At 73.2% G+C, this 20,918-nt stretch carries 16 protein-coding genes; 7 read left to right on the top strand and 9 right to left on the bottom strand.

Annotated elements, in window-relative coordinates:
• Positions 1–344 precede the first annotated feature (344 nt).
• Positions 345–1,769: a type I glutamate--ammonia ligase gene (gene glnA / locus ACN27G_RS20875; protein WP_421494459.1), complete on the bottom strand. Its 1,425-nt coding sequence runs from the start codon at positions 1,767–1,769 to the stop codon at positions 345–347.
• Between the two features lie 259 nt (positions 1,770–2,028).
• Between glnA and ACN27G_RS20870 the strand changes: the two genes are divergently transcribed.
• The 3 genes from ACN27G_RS20870 (at position 2,029) to ACN27G_RS20860 (ending at position 3,836) form a co-directional block, all read left to right on the top strand.
• The gene (locus ACN27G_RS20870; protein ID WP_421494458.1) at positions 2,029–2,460 is read left to right on the top strand and encodes an RDD family protein; all 432 of its coding nucleotides are present in this window, start codon (positions 2,029–2,031) and stop codon (positions 2,458–2,460) included.
• A gap of 87 nt (positions 2,461–2,547) precedes the next feature.
• Positions 2,548–3,615 (top strand): LacI family DNA-binding transcriptional regulator, encoded by a 1,068-nt coding sequence (locus tag ACN27G_RS20865; RefSeq protein ID WP_421494457.1) that lies wholly within the window; start codon positions 2,548–2,550, stop codon positions 3,613–3,615.
• Positions 3,616–3,617: 2 nt separating this feature from the next.
• Positions 3,618–3,836: a hypothetical protein gene (locus ACN27G_RS20860; protein ID WP_421494456.1), complete on the top strand. Its 219-nt coding sequence runs from the start codon at positions 3,618–3,620 to the stop codon at positions 3,834–3,836.
• Positions 3,837–3,960: 124 nt separating this feature from the next.
• Here ACN27G_RS20860 and ACN27G_RS20855 read toward each other — a convergent pair whose 3' ends face one another.
• Positions 3,961–4,653 carry a DUF4191 domain-containing protein gene (locus tag ACN27G_RS20855; RefSeq protein ID WP_421494455.1) on the bottom strand — a complete coding sequence of 231 codons (693 nt, stop codon included), beginning with the start codon at positions 4,651–4,653 and terminating at the stop codon, positions 3,961–3,963.
• A 277-nt stretch (positions 4,654–4,930) separates the two neighbouring features.
• Between ACN27G_RS20855 and ACN27G_RS20850 the strand changes: the two genes are divergently transcribed.
• Both ACN27G_RS20850 and ACN27G_RS20845 read left to right on the top strand, forming a co-directional pair.
• Complete coding sequence (locus tag ACN27G_RS20850) at positions 4,931–5,113, top strand: hypothetical protein (protein ID WP_421494454.1); 183 nt, start codon at positions 4,931–4,933, stop codon at positions 5,111–5,113.
• On the top strand, positions 5,110–8,286 hold the full coding sequence (locus tag ACN27G_RS20845; protein ID WP_421494453.1) for a helix-turn-helix transcriptional regulator: 3,177 nt from the start codon (positions 5,110–5,112) through the stop codon (positions 8,284–8,286). Before ACN27G_RS20850 ends, ACN27G_RS20845 begins: the two co-directional genes overlap by 4 nt.
• Before the next feature lie 22 nt (positions 8,287–8,308).
• On the opposite strand, the gene ACN27G_RS20840 is transcribed toward ACN27G_RS20845, so the two are convergent.
• Together ACN27G_RS20840 and ACN27G_RS20835 are read right to left on the bottom strand one after the other, a co-directional pair.
• Positions 8,309–9,784 (bottom strand): NAD(P)/FAD-dependent oxidoreductase, encoded by a 1,476-nt coding sequence (locus tag ACN27G_RS20840; RefSeq protein ID WP_421494452.1) that lies wholly within the window; start codon positions 9,782–9,784, stop codon positions 8,309–8,311.
• Positions 9,785–9,987: 203 nt separating this feature from the next.
• Positions 9,988–11,154: a lipoyl synthase gene (locus ACN27G_RS20835; protein ID WP_421494451.1), complete on the bottom strand. Its 1,167-nt coding sequence runs from the start codon at positions 11,152–11,154 to the stop codon at positions 9,988–9,990.
• Between the two features lie 454 nt (positions 11,155–11,608).
• Here ACN27G_RS20835 and aspS point away from each other — a divergent pair, with 454 nt between their 5' ends.
• The gene (gene aspS, locus ACN27G_RS20830; RefSeq protein ID WP_421494450.1) at positions 11,609–12,922 is read left to right on the top strand and encodes an aspartate--tRNA(Asn) ligase; all 1,314 of its coding nucleotides are present in this window, start codon (positions 11,609–11,611) and stop codon (positions 12,920–12,922) included.
• A gap of 22 nt (positions 12,923–12,944) precedes the next feature.
• On the opposite strand, the gene lipB is transcribed toward aspS, so the two are convergent.
• Positions 12,945–13,598: a lipoyl(octanoyl) transferase LipB gene (gene lipB / locus ACN27G_RS20825; protein WP_421497405.1), complete on the bottom strand. Its 654-nt coding sequence runs from the start codon at positions 13,596–13,598 to the stop codon at positions 12,945–12,947.
• A gap of 215 nt (positions 13,599–13,813) precedes the next feature.
• Positions 13,814–15,646, bottom strand: coding sequence for a DUF2079 domain-containing protein (locus ACN27G_RS20820; RefSeq protein WP_421494449.1), 1,833 nt, complete (start codon positions 15,644–15,646; stop codon positions 13,814–13,816).
• A 218-nt stretch (positions 15,647–15,864) separates the two neighbouring features.
• Here ACN27G_RS20820 and ACN27G_RS20815 point away from each other — a divergent pair, with 218 nt between their 5' ends.
• Positions 15,865–16,257, top strand: coding sequence for an SCO5389 family protein (locus tag ACN27G_RS20815; protein ID WP_421494448.1), 393 nt, complete (start codon positions 15,865–15,867; stop codon positions 16,255–16,257).
• A 139-nt stretch (positions 16,258–16,396) separates the two neighbouring features.
• Here the strand turns inward: ACN27G_RS20815 and ACN27G_RS20810 are convergent, their stop codons facing one another.
• From ACN27G_RS20810 to lpdA, 3 genes are all read right to left on the bottom strand, one after another.
• Complete coding sequence (locus tag ACN27G_RS20810; RefSeq protein ID WP_421494447.1) at positions 16,397–17,299, bottom strand: TIGR01777 family oxidoreductase; 903 nt, start codon at positions 17,297–17,299, stop codon at positions 16,397–16,399.
• Between the two features lie 151 nt (positions 17,300–17,450).
• Entirely contained in the window at positions 17,451–19,340 is a 1,890-nt protein-coding gene (sucB, locus tag ACN27G_RS20805; RefSeq protein WP_421494446.1) for a 2-oxoglutarate dehydrogenase, E2 component, dihydrolipoamide succinyltransferase, read from the bottom strand.
• 72 nt (positions 19,341–19,412) lie between these two features.
• Complete coding sequence (gene lpdA, locus ACN27G_RS20800; protein ID WP_421494445.1) at positions 19,413–20,801, bottom strand: dihydrolipoyl dehydrogenase; 1,389 nt, start codon at positions 20,799–20,801, stop codon at positions 19,413–19,415.
• Positions 20,802–20,918 lie beyond the last annotated feature (117 nt).

The following is a 20,918-nucleotide window of genomic DNA, read 5'->3' as shown; positions in this document are numbered from 1 at the left end:
GGCGGTCGCATCCCGGACCTGGTCGTGTGGAGCAAGGCGCAGGCGGAGGGCGTGTGGCTGCCGGTCGCCGACGTACTGCTCGTGGTCGAGATCATCTCGCCCGGCTCGCCTGGGTGCTCGACACCAGCCCCACCGAGCACGACCTCGACTGACTTCGCTCCGACGCCGGCCGGCTTCCGACCGGCCAGCACCGCTGTGCCCAGGAGCTCGACCGTGGAGTTGCAGCTGGTGAGACGCAGGCGCGCCGCCGGCCGGCGCCCTCGCGGGCGGGGTCGGCGGCGCGGCCGTCGTGTCTGTGCCGCCGACCCCGGACCGATTGTCGTCCCGGGTCGGCGGCGGTGTTCCTAGACGTCGAAGTACATCGCGAACTCGTGCGGGGTGGGCCGCAGCCGGACCGGGTCCACCTCGTTGGCGCGCTTCCACTCGACCCAGGTGGAGATCAGGTCGGGGGTGAAGACGCCGCCTTCCAGCAGGAAGTCGTGGTCGGCCTCGAGCGAGTCGAGCACCTCGGGCAGCGAGCCGGGGACCTGCTTGACCGAGCCCCACTCCTCCGGCGGGAGGTCGTAGAGGTCCTTGTCGATCGGCTCCGGCGGCTCGATCTTGCTCTTGATGCCGTCCAGGCCGGCCATCATCATCGCCGAGAAGGCCAGGTAGACGTTGGCCGACGGGTCCGGCACCCGGAACTCGACCCGCTTGGCCTTGGCGTTGCTGCCGGTGACCGGGATGCGGGTGCAGGCGGAGCGGTTCCGCTGCGAGTAGACCAGGTTGACCGGGGCCTCGAAGCCCGGGACGAGGCGGCGGTAGGAGTTGACCGTCGGGTTGGTGAAGGCCAGCAGCGACGGCGCGTGGTGCAGCAGGCCGCCGATGTACCAGCGGGCGGTGTCGGAGAGGCCGGCGTAGCCGGTCTCGTCGTAGAAGAGCGGCTCGCCGTTCAGCCAGAGGCTCTGGTGGGTGTGCATGCCGGAGCCGTTGTCGCCGAAGAGCGGCTTGGGCATGAAGGTCGCGGTCTTGCCGTTGGCCCAGGCGGTGTTCTTCACGATGTACTTGAAGAGCTGGAGCTGGTCGCCGGCGTGCAGCAGGGTGGAGAACTTGTAGTTGATCTCGGCCTGACCGGCGGTGCCCACCTCGTGGTGCGAGCGCTCGACGGTGAAGCCGGCGCCGAGCAGCCGCTGGACGATCTGGTCGCGCAGGTCGGCGTAGTGGTCGACCGGCGGCACCGGGAAGTAGCCGCCCTTGTACGCGGTCTTGTAACCGCGGTTGCCGCCCTCCTCCTCGCGCCCGGTGTTCCACCAGCCCTCGACGGAGTCGATGTAGTAGTAGGACTGGTTCGCCGAGGTCTCGTGGCGGATGGAGTCGAAGATGTAGAACTCGGCCTCGGGGCCGAAGTAGGCGGTGTCGGCGATGCCGCTGGCGGCGAGGTACGCCTCGGCCTTCTTCGCCACGTTCCGCGGGTCGCGCGAGTAGGCCTCGCGGGTGAACGGGTCGTGGATGAAGAAGTTGAGCGCCAGCGTCTTCTGCGCCCGGAACGGGTCGATGAAGGCGGTGGCGACGTCGGGGAGCAGCAGCATGTCCGACTCGTGGATCGCCTGGAAACCACGGATCGACGATCCGTCGAAGGCGAGACCGCTGGTGAAGACCGATTCGTCGAACGACTCGACCGGCAGGTTGAAGTGCTGCATCACGCCGGGCAGGTCACAGAAACGTACGTCGACGAACCTTACGCCCTCGTCTTTGAGGTATCGCAGGAGTTCCTCGGGGTTGGCGAACACACGTCCTCCTGGCACGTCCACTTATGGCTAGGCTGCTGGCGACGCTATGGCCACGCGATTGCCCGAGCATGTCTCTGATGTTTCTGCCGTGTTACGTCATCTGCGGAGCGTGATCGCCGCCGATGGTAAACCCGACTCCGCTCCGCACCATACTCTGGTTTGACCGGTTGACCGAGTTTGCCACGTTCACCCTTTCCTGTTGATCCGGCGTGGGACCGCCCCGGGGCCGGCCTCGGGCTGCCGAATATCCTGGTCGACCGTGACAGCAGAGCACGACGACCCCGCCCCGCTCGCCCCGGTCGCCGATCCGGCCGCGCCGCCGCCGAGCCTGGCGCGCCGGTTCGCCGCGCTCAGCATCGACTGGGTGCTCTGCCTGCTCGCCACCAACCTCTACGCCGACCCGGTCGCCGACAGCTGGGCGCCGGTGCTCACCCTGGTCCTGGTGTACGGCTTCTTCCTCGGCCTCTTCACACAGACCCCCGGGATGTGGGTGTGTCGGCTCAGGTGCGTGGCGTACGCCGACGGCGGGCGGATCGGCATCCTCCGTGCACTGCTCCGGGGTGCCCTGCTCGGCCTGGTGGTCCCGGCGCTGATCATGGACGACCGCCGCCGTGGGCTGCACGACCGCGCGGCCGGTTCGATCGTGGTCGCCGCACCTCCGGCCGGGGGCGCCTCCGCCCCGGGTCGCTGATCCACCGATATTTCGGCTGGCGTGGATGCCTGCGCCGGGGTACTGTATCGATTCAGAAGCTCCTGGATCGATACAGAAGGCGGATCGGTGAAGCCGACACTACAGACCGTGGCCGACGCGGTGGGCGTCTCCCGCAGCACGGTCTCCAACGCGTACAGCCGGCCGGACCAGTTGTCACCGGCGCTGCGGGAGAAGATCCACGAGGCGGCCCGCCGGCTCGGCTACCCGGGGCCGGACCCGACCGCCCGATCGCTGCGCCGGGGCCGGGTCGGTGCCATCGGCGTCCTCTTCACCTCGGCGCTCTCCTACGCCTTCACCGACCCCTACGCGGTGCAGTTTCTCCGCGGCATGGCCGAGACCGCCGAGCGGCACGGCAGCGGCCTGCTGCTGGTCCCGCTCGCCGAGGAGGACGAGGAGGCCGGCATCGAGGCGGTCCGGAACGCCGCCGTGGACGGGTTCTGCGTCTACTGCGTACCCGCCTGGCACCGGGCACTGGAGGTGACCCGCTCCCGTGGGCTGCCGCTGGTCGCCGCCGAGCGCCCCGCCGAGGCGGGGCCGGAGAGCATGTACGTGGGCATCGACGAGGTGTCCGCCGCCCGATCGGTCGGCAGCCACCTCGCCCGGCTGGGACACCGCCGGATCGCGGTGGTCTCCGACTTCCTCATCGCACAGCGCCGGACCGGCCCGGTCTCCGTCGCCGACCCGGCCGACATCCGCTACGACGTCACCCGGGAACGGCTGCGCGGCTTCGCCGACGGGCTGGCCGAGGGCGGTGTCGGCTGGGGCGACCTGCTGCTCTGCAACGCCGCCGGAAACAGCCGGACCGAGGGGGCGGGCGCCGCCGCGTACGCCCTGGACCGCGCGGACCGGCCCACGGCGGTGCTGGCCGTGACCGACCTGTTGGCGCTCGGCGTGCTCGACGCGCTCGCCGCCCGCGGCCTGCGACCGGGCCGGGACGTCTCGGTGACCGGCTTCGACGACATCCCGGAGGCCACCGCCGCCGGGCTCACCACGATCCGGCAACCGGCGGTACGCAAGGGCGCGATCGCCGCCGGGCTGCTGCTCGAACCGCCCGACGATCCCGCCGACCGTCAGGTGCTCCTCCCCACCGAACTGGTCGTCCGCGCCTCGACCGGTCCCGCCGAAAGGAACTGACCATGGACCCCGTCGGCTACCACCTCGCGCTGGGTGCCACCGAGCGGCACGTCACCTCGGCCCGCCCGGGCGCGCCCGTCCGGCCGGACCCCGAGCCGTCGCGGCGCGACCCCGGTCGGCTGCGCCGGAGCACCGCCGCGATGCTCCGCCTCGTCGCGGACCGGCTCGCCCCGGCCCCGCCGGCCCACGCACCCTCGACCACCCGCGCCTGCACCTCGTGACCGCCGGCCCGGCCGGCCGTGACCCTCCGACGGAGCGGCGCCGCGCGGCACGGGGTGACCGGGCCGACCGGCCGCGCATCTGCCGGGACGTGTGCCGACCGGCCGCGCGTCTGCGGAACGTGGGCTACCGGCCGCGCATCTGCCGGAAGGCACCCTTGGGCGGGCGCATGTTCTTCGGGATCGCGCCCTTCGGCAGCTGGGGCCGGGCCGCGGAGAGCGCCTTGAGCCGCCTGTCCAGGGCGTTCACGTCCTTGCCCTTGAGGTTCGGGGGCAGCCGCAGCAGGGTAGTCCGCAGCTTGCGGATCGACAGCTCGTGCTCGCCCTGGCCGATCATGTAGTCGTAGAGCGGCGCGGTACCGATGACCTTGGCGAGCCGGCGCTTTTCCTGGCCGAGCAGGCTGCGGGTCCGCTGTGGGTTGCCCTCGCCGAGCAGGATCACCCCGGGCTTGCCGACCACCAGGTGCACCATGTCCATCTGGGTGGTCGAGCTGACGGCGGGGGTGACCCGCCAGTCGCCGCGCATGCTCTCCAGGATCGAGGCGGCGGCCCCCGGCTGCCCCTCGGCGGCGTTCATCATCGCCCGGTTCGAGCGCAGGTTCAGCACGATCAGCACGCCGAGCAGGGCGACCAGGATGCCGATCGGCAGCCAGAGCCAGCCCCAGCTCAGGACCGCGACCACGGTGAGCGCGATCGGCACCAGCGCCGCGACCACGGCGAGCGGCACGAACCACCTGTCGCGTTTGGCGGTGAACGAGAACACCATGCCGATCTGCTTCAACCGCTGGCCGAACGACACCTTCTCCTGCGCCTTTGCCATGCCACGGAGTCTAGTGTGCGGCGCCGCGCCGGCCGATCCCCGGCCGGCCCGGCGACCGGCCGCAGCCGGGCCACGCGACCGTAGCCGGGCCAAGCCGGGGCGGGGCGGGCAGGCCGGGGCGGGGCGGGTAAGGACCTTACGGCGTGCAGGGCGCCGCGCAGGCCGGGACTGAGGAGGCCGCCCCGGCGGAGATGGGGCGGCGCGCCAATGTCCCCGGGGTGCCTTCCGGCGAAGAGTGGAGATCGGCGACGAGGACCGATCGAAACGGAGACCAGCCATGCTCACCACCGACGCGCACTTCCTGCTCACCCTGCACCACACCCATGCCGACGAACTCCGGGCCGAAGCCGACTCCGCACGGCTGGCACGCGTGGCCACCCGCCGCTCCCGCCGGAACCCGGCCCAGGCCGCGCGGCGGCATCACCGGGACGCCGCGTCCCGGTCCCCGGCGGCCCGGTGAGCCCGGACGCGGCGCCCGCCACCGCCGCGCGGGACCGGGTCACCGGGCCGGTGGCGGCGCCGCCGGCCCCTCCGGCTCCGACCCGGGCCGGTCCCGCCCCGGCGACCGGCACCGGCGTCCGGATCTTCGGGGATCCGACCCGGCGTGGCATCCTCGATTCCGTGACCACTCGCGCCGCCAGCAGTGTTCTCGTCGGCCGCCAGCCCGAACTCGCCGCCCTGCGCGACGCGCTCAAGCGGGTCCGGGCCGACGAGCCGGTGGCGCTGCTCGTCGGCGGCGAGGCCGGGGTCGGCAAGAGCCGGCTGATCGAGGAGTTCGGCCGGTACGCGGTTGCCGGCGGGAACCAGCTCCTGGTCGGCCAGTGCCTGGAGCTCGGCGAGCAGGGGCTGCCGTTCGCGCCCTTCGCCGCCGCACTCCGCCAACTGCTGCGCCGGGACGGGCCGGCCGCCTTCGACGGCTACGAGCGGGAGTTCGCCCGTCTCCTGCCGGAGCTGGACCGGTTCGGTGCCGCCCCGCCCGGCCCGGAGAGCCGGACCGCGCCGGAGGGTCCGGGCAACGCCGGGCTCTCGCCCGACCCGCACCGGGGCTACCTCTTCGAGCTGGTCGCCGGGCTCTTCACCCGGCTCGCCGCGCAGTGCCCGCTGGTGCTGGTCATCGAGGATCTGCACTGGGCCGACCGGTCGACCCGGGACCTGATCGCCTTCCTGGTCCGCGCGGTCCGGCCGGCCCGGGTACTGCTGATCTGCACCTACCGCTCCGACGAGCTGCACCGGGGCCATCCGCTCCGCCCGTTCCTGGCCGAACTCGACCGGAGTCGGGACGTCGAGCGGATCGAGCTGGACCGGCTCGACCGGGAGGGCACCGGCCTGATCCTGGCCGACCTCTTCGGCTTCGAGCCCAGTGACCGGGCCATCGACACCATCCACGGCCGGACCCAGGGCAATCCGTTCTTCGTCGAGGAACTCGCCGCCGCCAGCGATCCGAGCGGCTGCGCCGACCTGCCGGAGACACTGCGCGACCTGCTGCTGGCCCGGGTCGACCGGCTGCCGGAGCCGGCGCAGCGGGTGCTCCGGATCGCCGGTGCCGGCGGCACCCGGATCGCGCACGAGCTGCTCGCCGAGGTGGCCGGGGTGCCGGAGACCGAGCTGGAGGAGGCGCTCCGGGCCGCCGTGGCCGCCCAGCTCGTGGTCGCCGATCCCGACGGCGGCTACGAGTTCCGGCACGCGCTGGTCCGGGAGGCCGTGCACGAGGACCTGCTCCCCGGCGAGCACGCCCGGCTGCACGCCCGGTACGCGGCCGCCATCGAGGCGCAGCCGCAGCTCGTCGCCGACGGCCGCGCCCCGGCGGAGCTGGCCCACCACTGGTACGCGGCGCACGACTACCCCCGGGCCCTGACCGCGGCCTGGGCCGCAGCCGAGGCGGCCGGCTCCCGTTTCGCGTACGCGGAGCAGGGGCGGCTGCTGGAGCGGGTGCTCGAACTCTGGCAGCAGGTGCCGGACGCGGAGCAGCGGCTCGGCTGCGACTATCCGGCCGTGCTGGAGGCGACCCTCTCGGCGACCTCGACCGCCGGTGACTACGGCCGGGCGCTGGCGCTGACCCGGGCCATGCTGGCCGAGCTGGACGGCGCGACCGAACCGGTGCGTACCGCCCGGGTGCGGCTGCTGCGCGGCCGGCTGCTGCGGATCCTCGGCAAGTCCGACGGCGTCGACGAGCTGCACGAGGCGTACCACCTGGTGACCGGCGTCGACGGTGAGCCGGGGGCCGGGATCCACGGTGAGCAGCCGGGGGCCGGGATCGGCGGTGAGCCGGGGGCCGGCGTCGACGGCGATCCGCGTCGGGTCCGGTTGCTGGCCGACATCGCCTTCCAGCTGGCCCGGGTGGACCGGGCCGAGGGCGGCCGGATCGCCGCCGAGGCGGTGGCCGCCGCGACCGCCCTCGGTGGCGAGGAACTGCTGAGCGCGACACTCGCCGCCGGCTGGGTCTGCAGCCGGCAGGTCTCCGCCGACGCCGGCCTGGCCGACCTGCGCCGCGCCGCCGAGCTGGCCAGGGCGGCCGGTGACTCGGAGACGCTGGTCACCGCGCTGGTGGTCACCTCCGACGTGCTCTGCGAGGTCGGCCGGTACGCCGAGTCCGCCGAGGCGGCGGCGGCCGGGTACGCCGAGGCCCGGCGGGTCGGGATCAGCCGCTCCACCGGCGCCTTCCTCCTCTCCAACCAGGCCGAGGCGCTTATCGCGCTCGGGCGTTGGGACGAGGCCGACGAGCTGTGCGGTCAGGCGGCCCGGCTCGACCTGCCCGGCATCACCGGCTACCACTGGTTGCAGCTGCGGGCCGGGCTGCGGCTGGCCCGGGGCCAGGCCGGTGCCGACGAGCTGGTCGCCCGGGCGCTGGGGTTCCTGCGCCGGCCGTACCTGCCGCTGGAGTTGCCGCTGTACGAGCTGCGGGTCGAGGCGGCGCTGATGGCCGGGGACGTCGCGGCGGCGGTGGAGGCCGCCGGTGCCCTGCTCGGCCGGCGGCTCGACACCAACCCCCGGTACGGCTGGCCGGCGCTGGCCGCCGCCGCCCGCGCCGCCGTGGCAGCCGGGGACCAGGATCTCGCCGAGCGGGTACGCTCGGCGGCCGCCGGCATCACCGCCCGCTACCCGGCCGAGCTGGCGTACGCGGCCCAGGTCCCGGCGACGTTCGCCACCGTCGGGGCGGCGGTGCCGGGCTGGCAGGCGGCGGTGGCGGCCTGGCGGGTGGACGGTCAGCGGTATCCGCTCGGCCGGGCGCTCTACTCGCTGGCCGAGGCGGCGGCCGCGGCGGGGGACCGGGCGCAGGCGGCAGCCGCCCTCGAGGAGGTGGTGGCGATCGCCGGCGAGCTGGCGGCCGTACCGCTGGGGGAGTCGGCGGCGACGCTGGCCCGGCGGCTCGGGTTGCGCGCCGCACCCGGCGCGGCGGCCGGCACCGACCTGCTCACCGCCCGGGAGCGCGAGGTGCTGCTGCTGGTCGCCGAGGGGCACAGCAACAGCCGGATCGCGCAGCGGCTCTTCATCTCGCCGAAGACCGCGAGTGTGCACGTCTCCCGGATCATCGCCAAACTCGAGGTGGCGAACCGGATCGAGGCGGCGGCGGTCGCACACCGGCTGGGCCTGCTCGACCCGCAGGACGCCCGCGCCTCGACCCCTTCCTCCTGAGGGTGCTGACGGAGAGCCGGAGTCAGCGCGACACCGGTTGCCGGGGCAGTACCGGGGCGGCCCGGCCGGTGCCGTGCTCGCCCGGCCCCTTCTCCTCGTGGTATTCCTCTTCCACGTTGACCGTCCAGACGTCGTGGTCGGTGCCGTCCAGGATGTTCGACACCGACAGCAGCGCGGTCATCATCGAGTGGTCCGCGTTGTTGTAGCGGTGCATCCCGTTACGCCCCACCGGGTGCACGTTCGGCACCTCGGCGGCGAGCCAGGCGCGGATGGTGTCGACGTTCTCCCGGTAGGCGAAGTCGTAGAAGGGGTAGGCGCGGGGCATGCGTACGACGTAGCCGGCCTCGACCGAGCCGGGGCGGACCAGCCCGAGACGCTCCAGCTCGGCGGTGCCCAGCGCGACCAGGTCGGCGTCCGGACTGTTCCACAACTCGTCGCCGACGTTCAGAAAGTATTCCAGGCCGAGGCAGGTACGCCCGTCCTTGACCAGGTACGGCGACCAGGAGCCGAAGTTCTGGATCCGGCCGACCTGCACCTCCGGGGCGTGGATGTAGATCCAGTTGTCCGGGAAGCTGAACTCGGCGGGGACCACCAGCGCGACGGTCAGGAAGTCGCGGTAGTGCAACTCCCTCGCGGCGGCCTGCACGTCCGGCGGGGCCGGCGGATCCATCGCCAGCACCAGGTGCGAGATCGGCATCGACGACACCACGTGGTCGGCCCCGACCCGGCGCTCTCCGGCTCCCTCCTCGACGGTGACCGCGACCGCCCGGCCGTCCGCCCGGTGCACGGCGACGACCGGGCTCTCCATGCTGATCCGGCCGCCGCGCTTCTCGACGTGTTCGGCGCAGCGCTCCCACATCATCCCGGGCCCGTGCTTCGGGTAGTGGAACTCCTCGATCAGGCTGGTGATCTCCTTCTGGTTGCGTGTCGGCAGCAGCGCCCCGCGTACCGCGTTGGAGAGCGAGAGGTTCTTGATCCGCTGTGCCGCCCAGTCGGCGGAGAGCTCGGTCGCCGGTACGCCCCAGAGCTTCTCGTTGTACGTCTTGAAGAAGTGCTCGAAGAGCCGCCGGCCGAACCGCGCCGTCACCCAGCCCGCCAGGTGTGACTGGTCCTTCGGCGGCGCCACCTTGGCCCAGAGGTACGAGCCGACACAGCGCAGCGCCTCCACGACGCCGAGGTTGCGCAGCGCGTTGCCGGCCTTGAGCGGATAGTCGTACAGCTTTCCCCGGTAGTAGATCCGGCTCATCCGGGGCCGGAGCAGGAAGTCCTCGGCGGGCAGGATCTCGTGCCAGAGCGCCTCGACCTGGCCGACCTTGGTGAAGAAGCGGTGGCCGCCGATGTCGAAGCGCCAGCCGTCCCGCTCGACGGTACGGCTGATCCCGCCCACCACGTCGTCGGCCTCGAAGACGTCGACGGTGGCGTTGCGCCTGGTCAGCTCGTACGCCGCGGTCAGTCCCGCCGGGCCGGCTCCGATGATCACGGTGTGGGGTGCTGTCATGCTTCTATTCATCACCTTCGACGCGTTGTCGGCAAGCGGCTCCCGGCTGACGGCCGGAATCCCGAAATGTATGACGCGTCGAGCCCGGCCCACCGTTGCAGATGCACGAGCCGGATGCGGAGCTGCCGGGCGGCGGAGTTACCCGGGCCGCGAAGCTACCGGGCGGCGGAGCTGCCGGGCCGTGGAGTTACCGGGCCGTGGAGTTACCGGGCGGCGGCGGTGGCCGGTGCCTGCCGGGCCTCGACGGCCTGCTGGTAGAGCCGGCCGGCCCGGTACGACGACCGCACCAGCGGCCCGCTCATCACCCCGGCGAAGCCGATCTCCTCGGCCTCCTCGCGCAGCTCCACGAACTCCTCCGGGCGCACCCACCGCTCGACCGGGTGGTGCCGGGGCGTCGGGCGCAGGTACTGCGTGACGGTGACCAGCTCGCAGCCGGCCGCATGCAGGTCGCGCAGGGCCTGGGAGATCTCGGCGCGCTCCTCGCCGAGCCCGAGGATCAGGTTGGACTTGGTCACCAGCCCGGCGGCCCGGGCCTGGGTGAGCACGTCGAGCGAACGCTCGTAGCGGAACCCCGGCCGGATCCGCTTGAAGATCCGGGGCACCGTCTCGACGTTGTGTGCCAGCACCTCCGGGCGGGCGCCGAAGACCTCGGCGAGCTGCCCCGGGTCACCGTTGAAGTCCGGAATCAACAGCTCCACCCCGCAGTGCGGCAGCCCTTCCAGGGCGCCCTCCGCCGCACCGGCGGTCTGCGTCGCACCGGCGGTCTGCGTCGCACCGGCGGTCTGCGTCGCACCGGCCGCATCGGCGGCCCGGGTCCCCTCGCCACCGGCCGGCTGCTCGCGCCGGGTCAGGGCGTGGATCTGCCGGACCGTCTCGGCGTAGAGCCAGGCGCCGCCGTCCGGCAGGTCGTCCCGGGCCACCCCGGTGACCGTGGCGTAGCGCAGGCCCATCGAGACCACCGACTCGGCGACCCGACGCGGCTCGTCGGCGTCGAAGTCTGCCGGCTTGCCGGTGTCGATCTGGCAGAAGTCGCATCGGCGGGTGCACTGGTCACCGCCGATCAGGAACGTCGCCTCCCGGTCCTCCCAGCACTCGTAGATGTTGGGACAGCCGGCCTCCTGGCAGACGGTGTGCAGCCCCTCCCGGGCGACCAGGCCACGGAGCTGGCTGTATTCGGGACCCATCTTCGCCTTGACCTTGATCCACGGCGGCTTGCGCTCGATCGGGGTCGCCGCGTTGCGGGCCTCGACCCGCAGCAGCCGGCGCCCCTCCGGCGCGACGGGATGGCCGGGGCGGATCTGCTCTGCGGTCACGACGCTCACTCCTCCGGCTCCGGTGGCGGAGGAGGGCGCGGAGTGCTCGATGGTCACGAAATCGAGCCTACGCGGCACCGCCGTACCGATCGACCGTAGGCGACGGGACTCACGTGCCGGACCAGGTGATACCACTCACGCGGATGGCGGATGTGTCGCGGATATTCGGTGTCGGGCGGGCGGCGGCCCCGGCTACCCTCGCCGGCAGAGCGTTGACGGAGCCGAGTACCACCCCGCAGACCGGAGTCCAGAGAGTCACCGTCGCTGGAAGGTGATCTCCGGTCGGGGCTGGGAAGACCCTCCCGAGCTGCGGGAAGAACGGCGCACCGGCGCCCAGTAGAGCCCGCCGCCCGGCCCGGCGTCACGGGCTGTGCAAAAGGCCGCCGGCCGTACCGTCGGTGGTGAAGGTGTGGTGGCACCGCGAGTCCCCGCTCGCCCACACCCCGCGGGACCCTTCGGCGCGTCCGCCCGACCGGCCGGGCGTGTCACGACCACGCCAGGAGCAACGCGAGTGCCACGCGTCCTTTCCACCTCCCTGCCCGCGCACGTCGGCGCGACCGTGACGGCCGCCGGCTGGGTGCACCGGCGCAGGCAGCTCAAGTCGGTGACGTTCCTGATCCTCCGCGACGCCGCCGGGCTGGCCCAGGTGGTGGTGACCGCCGACGACCTCCGGGCGCGGCTGGCCGCGTTGCCCGAGGAGTCGGTCGTCGAGGTGACCGGCCGGGTGGTCGACAACCCGGCCGCACCCGCCGGGGTCGAGCTGGTCGACCCGGCGGTACGCACACTGGGCGACCCTGCCGAGCCACCGCCGTTCGACGTCTACCGCCCTGAGCTGACCGCCGCGCTCCCCACCCAGCTCGACCACGCGGCGGTGGCGCTGCGGCATCCACGCCGCGCGGCCGCGCTGCGGGTCTCCGCCGCCCTGGTGGCCGGCTTCCGGGCCACCCTCGACCGGCTCGGCTTCGTCGAGGTGCACACCCCGAAGATCGTCGCCTCCGCGACCGAGAGCGGTGCCGACGTCTTCGCCCTCGACTACTTCGGCCGTCCCGGTTACCTGGCCCAGTCGCCCCAGTTCTACAAGCAGATGCTGGTCGGTGTGCTGGAGCGGGTCTACGAGGTGGGTCCGGTGTTCCGGGCCGAACCGCACGACACCACCCGGCACCTGGCCCAGTACACGTCGCTGGACGTCGAGTTCGGCTTCGTGACCGACCACCGGGAGGTGATGCGGCTGCTCCGCGAGGTGCTGGCCGGCATGCTCGACCGACTCGCCGACGTACCGATGCTGTATGCGCAGGTCCCGATGCTGCACGCGCAGGTCCCGGCGGTGCCGGCGGAGGTTCCGGCGGTGCACTTCAGCGAGGCGCTGGCGATCGCCGGAGCGCCGCCGGACGAGCCCGACCTCGCCCCGGCGCACGAGCGCGCCCTCGGCGACTGGGCCCGGGCCGAGCACGGCTCCGACTTCCTCTTCGTCACCGGCTATCCGCTGGCCAAACGCCCGTTCTACACCCATCCCGCCACCGCCCCGGCGCCGTCGGGCAGCCCGGGACGGCGGTACTCCAACGGCTTCGACCTGCTGTTCCGGGGCGTCGAGCTGGTCACCGGCGGGCAGCGCCTGCACCGCTACGGCGACTACCTGGCCGCGCTCGCCCAGCGGGGCGAGCCGGTCGAGCCGTACGCCGGCTATCTCGACGCGTTCCGGCACGGCATGCCACCGCACGGCGGGTTCGCGATCGGGCTGGAACGGATGGTGGCCCGGCTGCTCGGGGTGGCGAACGTCCGCGAGGTCACGGCCTTTCCCCGTGACCTGCACCGTCTCACCCCGTGACCGGGACCGCCCGGCCGCGGGTTCAGGGGAGCAGGGTCGGCAGGTGGCGTTCGACCACCGGCAGCACCTCGGCGACCGTGACGGGGCGGCCCAGCTCCGCGCTGAGCGAGGTGACGCCGACGTCACGCAGCCCGCAGGCGACGATCCGGTCGTACGCGGAGAGGTCGCAGTCGCAGTTGATCGAGAAGCCGTGCTGGGTCACGCCCCGGGCCACCCGGATGCCGATCGCGGCGACCTTGCGCTCCGGGCCGCGCTCGTCGGCCGGCACCCAGACCCCGCTGCGCCCCTCGACCAGCATGACGGTGTCGAGCCCCACCTCGGCGCAGACGTCGAGCAGCAACCGCTCGGTACGCCGGACGAAGGCCACGACATCCACCGGCAGGCCGCTCTCCGCGCCGGGGAGCGTGAGGATCGGATAGCCGACGAGCTGCCCGGGCCCGTGCCAGGTGATCTTGCCGCCCCGGTCAACGTCGATCACGGGCGTGCCGTCCATCGGCCGGTCCCAGGGCTCGGTGCGCTTGCCGGCGGTGTAGACGCTCGGATGTTCGAGCAGCAGGACGCTGTCCGGCCGCTCCCCGGCGACCACGGCCTCGTGCACCCGGCGCTGCTCGTCCCAGGCCGCCAGATAGTCGATCGTGCCGAGCCGGACACTTGTCAACCCGGCGCCCCCGGCCACAGCTCCCGTGCTGCCCGCGGCTCCCGTGCTGCCCACCGTGCCGATGCCGCCCACCGTGCCAGTGCTGCCCACGCCTCCAGCGTAGTCCGCCACCGACCGGCCGCCCCCACACGTGGCCGGAGTCACCAGCCGGCCCGGAACGCCGTGATCGGGTAGCGTCCGGCTCGCCCACACAGGCCGGACGCTACCCGATCACGAGCGCTGATCACGAGCGGTCAGCGGGTGAGGTGCCAGAGCCAGACGTCGGCGACTCGTTGCGGCGGGCCGAGGAGGTCGGTGGTGACGTCGCGCAGCGCGTCGACGTGGATCGGGAACTTCGACCCGTGCACGCGGTCGGCCAGCACCACCGCGTCGACCCGCCAGTAGGCCAGGTCGGCCCGGGCGGTCTCCCGGTCGGCGTCGGTGATCGGCGGCCGCTCGCCGGTCTCGGCCACCCGCAACAGCAGCGCGTCGGTGGCCCGGGGTACCGGCCCGATCCGCCCCCGGTCGTCCGGCCCGCCGGGACCGAGGAAGAAGCCGGAGGGGATGCGGAACTCGCCCTGCCGGTGGCTCAGGGCGTACGCCTGCCAGCGCTGCCCGTCCGGGGTCAGGTCCAGGGTGAGCGGCAGCGGGGTCAGCACCCCGCCCGGGGAGACGTACTGCCGCCAGGTGCCGGAGGTGATGAAGTCGGGTACCGGCGCCCGTTCCGAGGTCAGCAGCGGCACCGGCAGCAGCGGCAGGAGTGCCACGGCGGACCCGGCGAGCCAGCCGATCCGGGCCCGTCGGGGCGGCGGAGCGGCCCGCAGCAGGTCCACGGTGTGCGCGAGGACGATCCCGACCAGCGGCGTCACCACCAGGGCCAGCCGGGACGGCAGGGCGGCGTTGAAGACCGGCAGGTGCCCGAGGAGGGCGTACGGCAGCGGGACGTCGGTGTGCATCCCGAAGATCTTCACCCGGGGTCCCCAGGAGAGCACCGTGAAGACCGCGATGGAGACGCCGAGCGCCCGCAGGGTGGCCCGGTGCTCCGGTGCGGCACGCCGCCAGAGCACGACGAGGCAGCAGACGGCCAGCACCAGCAGCGGCAGCCCGAGGAAGGAGTTCTCCTCGGTCGGGTTCGGGGCCAGCGTGGTGCCCAGTCCCGCCTCCCCGGCCAGCGTCCGCTGCGGGTACGCCCCGTACGCGGCGATGTCCTCGGCGTGGATGACCGGGTCGAAGCCGGTGCCGTGGAACCGCTGCGGGCCGAGGAAGTGCAGCCACAGCGGGTACGCCAGCAGCGCGAACGCCACCAGCGCGGTGACCCCGAGCCCGCGCAGGAAGTCCGGCAGCACGGCTCGGGCCTCGGCGCGGCGGGCCGGGTCCAGCGCCCAGGTGCCGAAGAAGACTCCGCAGGCCAGGGCGGTGAAGAAGAGCCCCTCGGCGGCGATGGAGAAGGCGACCGCGACCAGTACCCCGAGTAGGAGCCCGCCCGAGCGCCAGCGGCCGGGCCGGCGCAGCCGGAGTACGCCCCAGAGCAGCATCGGGACGATCCAGCCGGCGCTCCAGTTCAGGTGCGCGTTCGCGTGCGCCACGATGCCGGGGGAGAAGCCGATGAAGAGCCCGCCGAGGACCGCGGCCGGAGTGCTCCGGGCGAGGTGCCGGGAGAGCAGCCAGTACCAGCCGAACGCCGTGGCGGCGAGATTGCCGGTGAGGATCACCAGGAAGGTCGCCGGGGCCCCGATCAGGTAGGTGAGCGGAGCGAAGACGACGGCGTAGACCGTGATCGAGGTGTTGACCGCCAGGTTCACCCCGTCGGGAACGTTCATCAGGTCGGTGAAGAACGGGTCCTGCCCGTGGGTGAGGGCGTGCGCGCCGTACGCGAGCAGCCACTCGAAGAGCGCCTGGTCGCTGGAGTTGACGGTGATCGCCCGCCCGGCCGGGTCGGGCCAGAGTCCACTGGTGACCCAGCTCGCTCCGGCGATCGCGACAAGCGCGACGAGCAGGTCGGTGCGGCGACGGGTCGAGTGCCCGCCGGCGGGCGGGTGCGACGGTCGTGGCGTCGGCCCGGCGAGCGCGGGCGGGGTGAGCGGCACGGGCCGGAGGTTACCAACCCCCGGTCGACACGCCGATCAAGCGGCCATCCTTGACGAATCTCATGGAAATGATTTCCAATTGGATTAACGTCGCAGATGGCGCGCCGGCCACCATCTCGGGATGGCGTTCCGTGCGACGGAGGCGGAGACGACCCGGCCACCGAGGTGGCCGGGGTCGATGAAGCCGGTCCGGTGATCCCCGACAGGAGGAGAGAAAGATGTCCCTGGACGTACCCGCCGCACTGCTGGAGCGGGCCGAGGCCGGCCAGGTCGACGACGAGGAGTTCGTCGACTGCGTCCGGCAGTCCCTGCCGTACGCCTGGGCGGTGGTGTCCGAGGTCTCGGCCCGGGTCCACTCGACCACGGCCGACTACGCCGACCACGCCGTACCGCCGCCGAGTGAGGCGGAACGGGGCCAACTGCTCCGCGCACTCGCCAGCGACGCCATCCGGGGCGGGCTGGAGCGCCACTTCGGGGTGCGGCTCGCGTTCCAGAACTGCCACCGGGTGGCCGCGTTCCGGCCGGGGGCGGTCGGCGGCACGACGTACCGGTGGTTCGTCTCGCCGGTCGCCCAGCTCCGCAACCAGTCACCGGAGCTGCGCGACTGCTGACCGCGGTCGTCCCGGGGTCGCCGCTGACCGGAGTGGCGCGGGGCCGGCCGGTTATCCGGGCGGCCCCGCGCCGCACGCCTCCTCGCTTCAGCTGGCTCGTTCCCGTAACGGAGGGAGCAGAGCCGGTGGCGCCGTGCGTTCAGCGCTCGGGTAGCGCCGCCGCCAGCGCGCCGGCCAGGTCGGGATGCTCGTACCGGAAGCCGGCCCGGTCGAGCACGCCGGGCAGCACCCGGAGACTGCGCAGCGGCTCGGTCGACATCTCGCCGAGCAGGATCCGCAGGGCGATCGCCGGCACCGGCAGCACGGCCGGCCGGTGCAGTGCCCGGCCCAGCGCCCTGGTGAACTCGGCATTCGTCACCGGGGCGGGACCGACGACGTTCACCGGGCCGGCGATCTCCCCACGATCGAGCAGAAAGGTCATCGCGGCCAGCCAGTCGGCCATCGAGATCCACGGAATCCACTGCCGACCGCTGCCGAACCTGCCCCCGATGCCGAGCCGGTACGGCAGCAGTTGCGGCTTGAGCAGGCCACCGGTGTGCTCAAGCGGCAGGCCGGTACGCAGCCGTACCACCCGTACCCCGGCCTGCTCGGCCGGGGCGGTCGCGGCCTCCCAGACCCGGCAGAGATCGGCCATGAAGCCGTCACCGGCGGGAGCGTCCTCTTCGACCGGCCGGTCGCCGGTGTCGCCGTACCAGCCGATCGCCGAGCCGTTGAGCAGCGCACCGGGCCGGCGCTCGGCCGGCAGCGCGGCGATCGCCCGGGCCAGCGTCGCGGTGGTGTCGACCCGGCTGGCCCGGAGCACCTCCTTGAAGCGGGGCGTCCAGCGCTGGTCGCCGATGTTGGCGCCCGCCAGGTTGACCACGGCGGAGACCTCGGCGAGCGCTGCCGGCTCCAACTGCCCGGCCGCCGGATCCCACCGGACCTCGTCCGGGCCGCGCGCCGGGCGCCGGACCAGCCGGACGATGTCGTGGCCCGCCGTCCGGAGTCGGTCGGTCAGACGGGAGCCGAGCCAGCCGGACGCGCCGGCAATCACGATCCGCATGCCTCATCTTCGCGCACGCCGGATCGTCGGCCACGCAGGCCGGGCGAAACCGTCCGGCGCGGCCGGTCGACGGCGCCGGCTGCCCGGCGTACCGGCGGCGGGGCGCCCGGCCGACGGCCGGACGCCCCGTGCGAGCTGGTGCTGCTGCTGGTCAGGCCAGGCCGAGTTCGGCCTCGAACTGGCCCGCCTCCAGCCGCTCCTTGATCGCGGTCAGGAACCGGGCGGCGTCCGCGCCGTCGACCAGCCGGTGGTCGTAGGAGAGTGCCAGATAGACCATCGAACGCGGCGCGATCACCTCGCCGAGCTGCGGGTCGGTGATCACCATCGGGCGCTTGACCACCGCGCCGGTGCCGAGCATCGCGGACTGCGGCGCCGGGATGATCGGCGTGTCGAAGAGCGCACCCCGGCTGCCGGTGTTGGTCAGCGTGAAGGTGGCGCCGGCGATCTCGTCGGGGCTGATCTTGTTGGTCCGGGTCCGCTCGGCGAGGTCGGCGACCCGCCGGGCGATCCCGGCCAGGTTCAGGTCGCCGGAGTTGTGGATCACCGGCACCATCAGCCCGCGCTCGGTGTCCACGGCGATGCCCAGGTGCTCCGCCTCCGGGTAGGTGATCGTCCCCGCCTCGAGGTCCATCCGGGCGTTGACCACCGGGTAGGTCTGCAACGCCTCGACGGCGGCGAGCGCGAAGAACGGCAGGAACGACAGCTTGACGCCGTGCCGCTCCAGGAAGCTGTCCCTGGCCCGGGCCCGCAGCCGGGCCACCCTGGTGACGTCCACCTCGACGACGGTGGTGAGCTGCGCCATCTCGTGCAGCGACTCCTGCATCCGCCTGGCGATGACCGCGCGGATCCGGGGCAGCTTCTGGGTGCTGCCGCGCAGCGGGCTCGGTGCGGCCTTCGGGGCGGGCGCGGCGGCGGGTGCGGCGGGCTGCGCCTGCTTGGCCGCGCGGGCCGCTTCCGCCGCCGCGAGTACGTCCTGCTTGCGGATCCGGCCACCGACACCGGTCCCGGTCAGCGTGGCGAGGTCGACGCCCTGGTCGTTGGCGAGCTTGCGGACCAGCGGGGTCACGTACCCGGCGCCGTTCTCGGTCGACGGGCCACCGGCCGGCGCGGGGGCCGGGGTACGCGGTGCCGCCGGCTGGGCCGACCGCTCGGTCCGGGCCGGCTGCGCGGAGCGCTCGGTCTCCGGCGCCGGGGTCTGGTACGACGCACCGGGCTGCGCCGTGCCGGCCGGCTGTTCCGCCGGGGCCGGTTCGGCGGCCGGCTGCTTCGGCGCGGGTGCGGGCTTCGGGGCCTCGGTGGCCGCCTGCTCCGGCTCCGGGGCGGGCCTCGCGGGCTCGGCCGTCGGCCGCTCCGGCTCGGCGGGGGCCGCGCCACCGGGCGTGCCGATCACCGCCAGGTCGGCGCCGACCGGGGCGGTCTCGTCCTGGCCGACCCGGATCTCCAGCAGCGTGCCGGCCGCCGGGGAGGGGATCTCGGTGTCGACCTTGTCGGTGGAGACCTCGACCAGCGGCTCGTCGGCCTCGACGGTGTCGCCGACCTCCTTCAGCCAGCGGGTCACCGTGCCCTCGGTGACGCTCTCGCCGAGCGCCGGCATCGTGAGGACGGTGCCCGAGTCGCCGGCCGGTGCGGTCTGGGCCGACACCGTCTCCGGCTCGGCCTGCTCCTCCTCGCCGGCCTGCTCCTCCGCGCCCGCCGGTTCCGCCTGCTGTGCCGCCGGGGCGGCCTGCTCGGCCTGTTCCGGCTGCGCGGGCTCGGCCTCGGCCTGTTCCGGCTGTGCCGGCGCGGTCTCGCCGGCCGACTCGCCGTCACCGTCGATCACCGCGAGCTCGCTGCCGACCTCGGCGGTCTCGTCCTCGCTCACCACGATCCGGGCCAGCACACCGGCCGCCGGGGAGGGGATCTCGGTGTCGACCTTGTCGGTGGAGACCTCGAGCAGGGGCTCGTCGACCTCGACCCGGTCGCCCTCCTGCTTGAGCCACCGGGTTACGGTGCCCTCGGTGACGCTCTCGCCCAGCCGGGGCATGGTGACCGATACCGGCATGTTTCAAGACTCCTTCGTGGCCTGTGCGGTCCTGGCCCGGTGGTCGCCGGGCCGGCGCGGAGGTTTCTGTGGTCAGGCGTGTGCGTGCAGCGGCTTGCCGGCCAGGGCGAGGTGGGCCTCGCCGAGCGCCTCGCTCTGGGTGGGGTGGGCGTGGACGAGTTGCGCCACCTCGGCCGGGTACGCCTCCCAGTTGAAGATGAGCTGCGCCTCGCCGACCAGTTCACCGACCCGGGCGCCGACCATGTGCACGCCGACCACGGGGCCGTCGTCGACCCTGACCAGCTTGACGAAGCCGGCGGTCCGCAGGATCTGGCTCTTGCCGTTGCCACCGAGGTTGTAGTTGTAGGTCTTGACCTTGTCGGCGCCGTACTGCTCCCTGGCCCGGGCCTCGGTGAGGCCGACCGAGGCGAGCTCGGGGTCGGAGTACGTGACCCGGGGGATGCCGTTCTCGTCGATCACGGCCGGGTTGCGGCCGGCGATCTCCTCGGCCACGAAGATCCCCTGCTGGAAGCCGCGGTGCGCGAGTTGGAGGCCGGGCACGATGTCGCCGACCGCGTAGACGTTCGGCACGCCGGTGCGCAGCCGCTCGTCGGTCAGCACGAAGCCCCGGTCGAGCTTGACGCCCTGCTCCTCGTAACCGAGGTCGGCGGTGTTCGGCCCGCGGCCGACCGCGACGAGCAGCACCTCGGCCTCGAAGCTGTCACCGCCCTCGATGGTGACCCTGACACCCTTCTCGGTGTGCTCGACCTTCTCGAACCGCTTGCCGGTCTTGAACGCGATGCCGCGCTTGCGGAACGCCCGCTCCAGCGCCTTGGAGGACTCCTCGTCCTCGGCCGCCACCAGCCGGGGCAGGGCCTCGATGATCGTGACGTCGACGCCGAAGGACTTCCAGACGCTGGCGAACTCGACGCCGATCACGCCGCCGCCGAGCACGATCGCCGAGGTCGGCACCCGGTCCAGGGTCAGCGCGTGGTCGCTGGTGATCACCCGCTCGCCGTCGATCTCCAGGCCGGGAAGGGTCCGGGCGTACGAGCCGGAGGCGAGCACGACGTTGCGGCCCGTGTAGCGGGCGCCGTTCACCTCGACGGTGTCCGGGGAGACCAGCCGGCCCTCGCCCTCCACCAGGGTGATCCTGGCGCCCTTGATCAGCCCCTGCAGGCCCTTGTAGAGCCGGGAGATCACGCCGTCCTTGTAGGCGTTCACGCCGGACATGTCGACGCCGACCAGCTCGGCCTTGATGCCGAACTGCTCCGACTCGCGGGTCTGGTCGGCGATCTCCGCCGCGTGCAGCAGCGCCTTGGTCGGGATGCAGCCGTTGTGCAGGCAGGTGCCGCCGACCTTGCCCTTCTCGATCATCGCGACCGAGAGGTCCAGTTGGGCGGCACGCAGTGCCGCCGCGTACCCGCCGCTGCCACCTCCGAGGATGACGACATCGAAGGTTCCGCCGTTCGGCTCGCTCACAGTTAACTCCCAGGTCGCGTCGCTGCTACGAGGGTGATGCCGGTCAACCGGGCATACCGCCGCCCGCGACCGGGGTCTTCCGGCCGGTGCGGCGTGGACTTTTCCCGGACAGCCGAG

This window comes from Plantactinospora sp. WMMB334, assembly GCF_049179095.1.
Classification (GTDB): Bacteria; Actinomycetota; Actinomycetes; order Mycobacteriales; family Micromonosporaceae; genus Plantactinospora.
The sequence above is the reverse complement of the archived record's forward strand: the minus strand, read 5'-3'. Positions and strand labels throughout refer to the sequence as shown.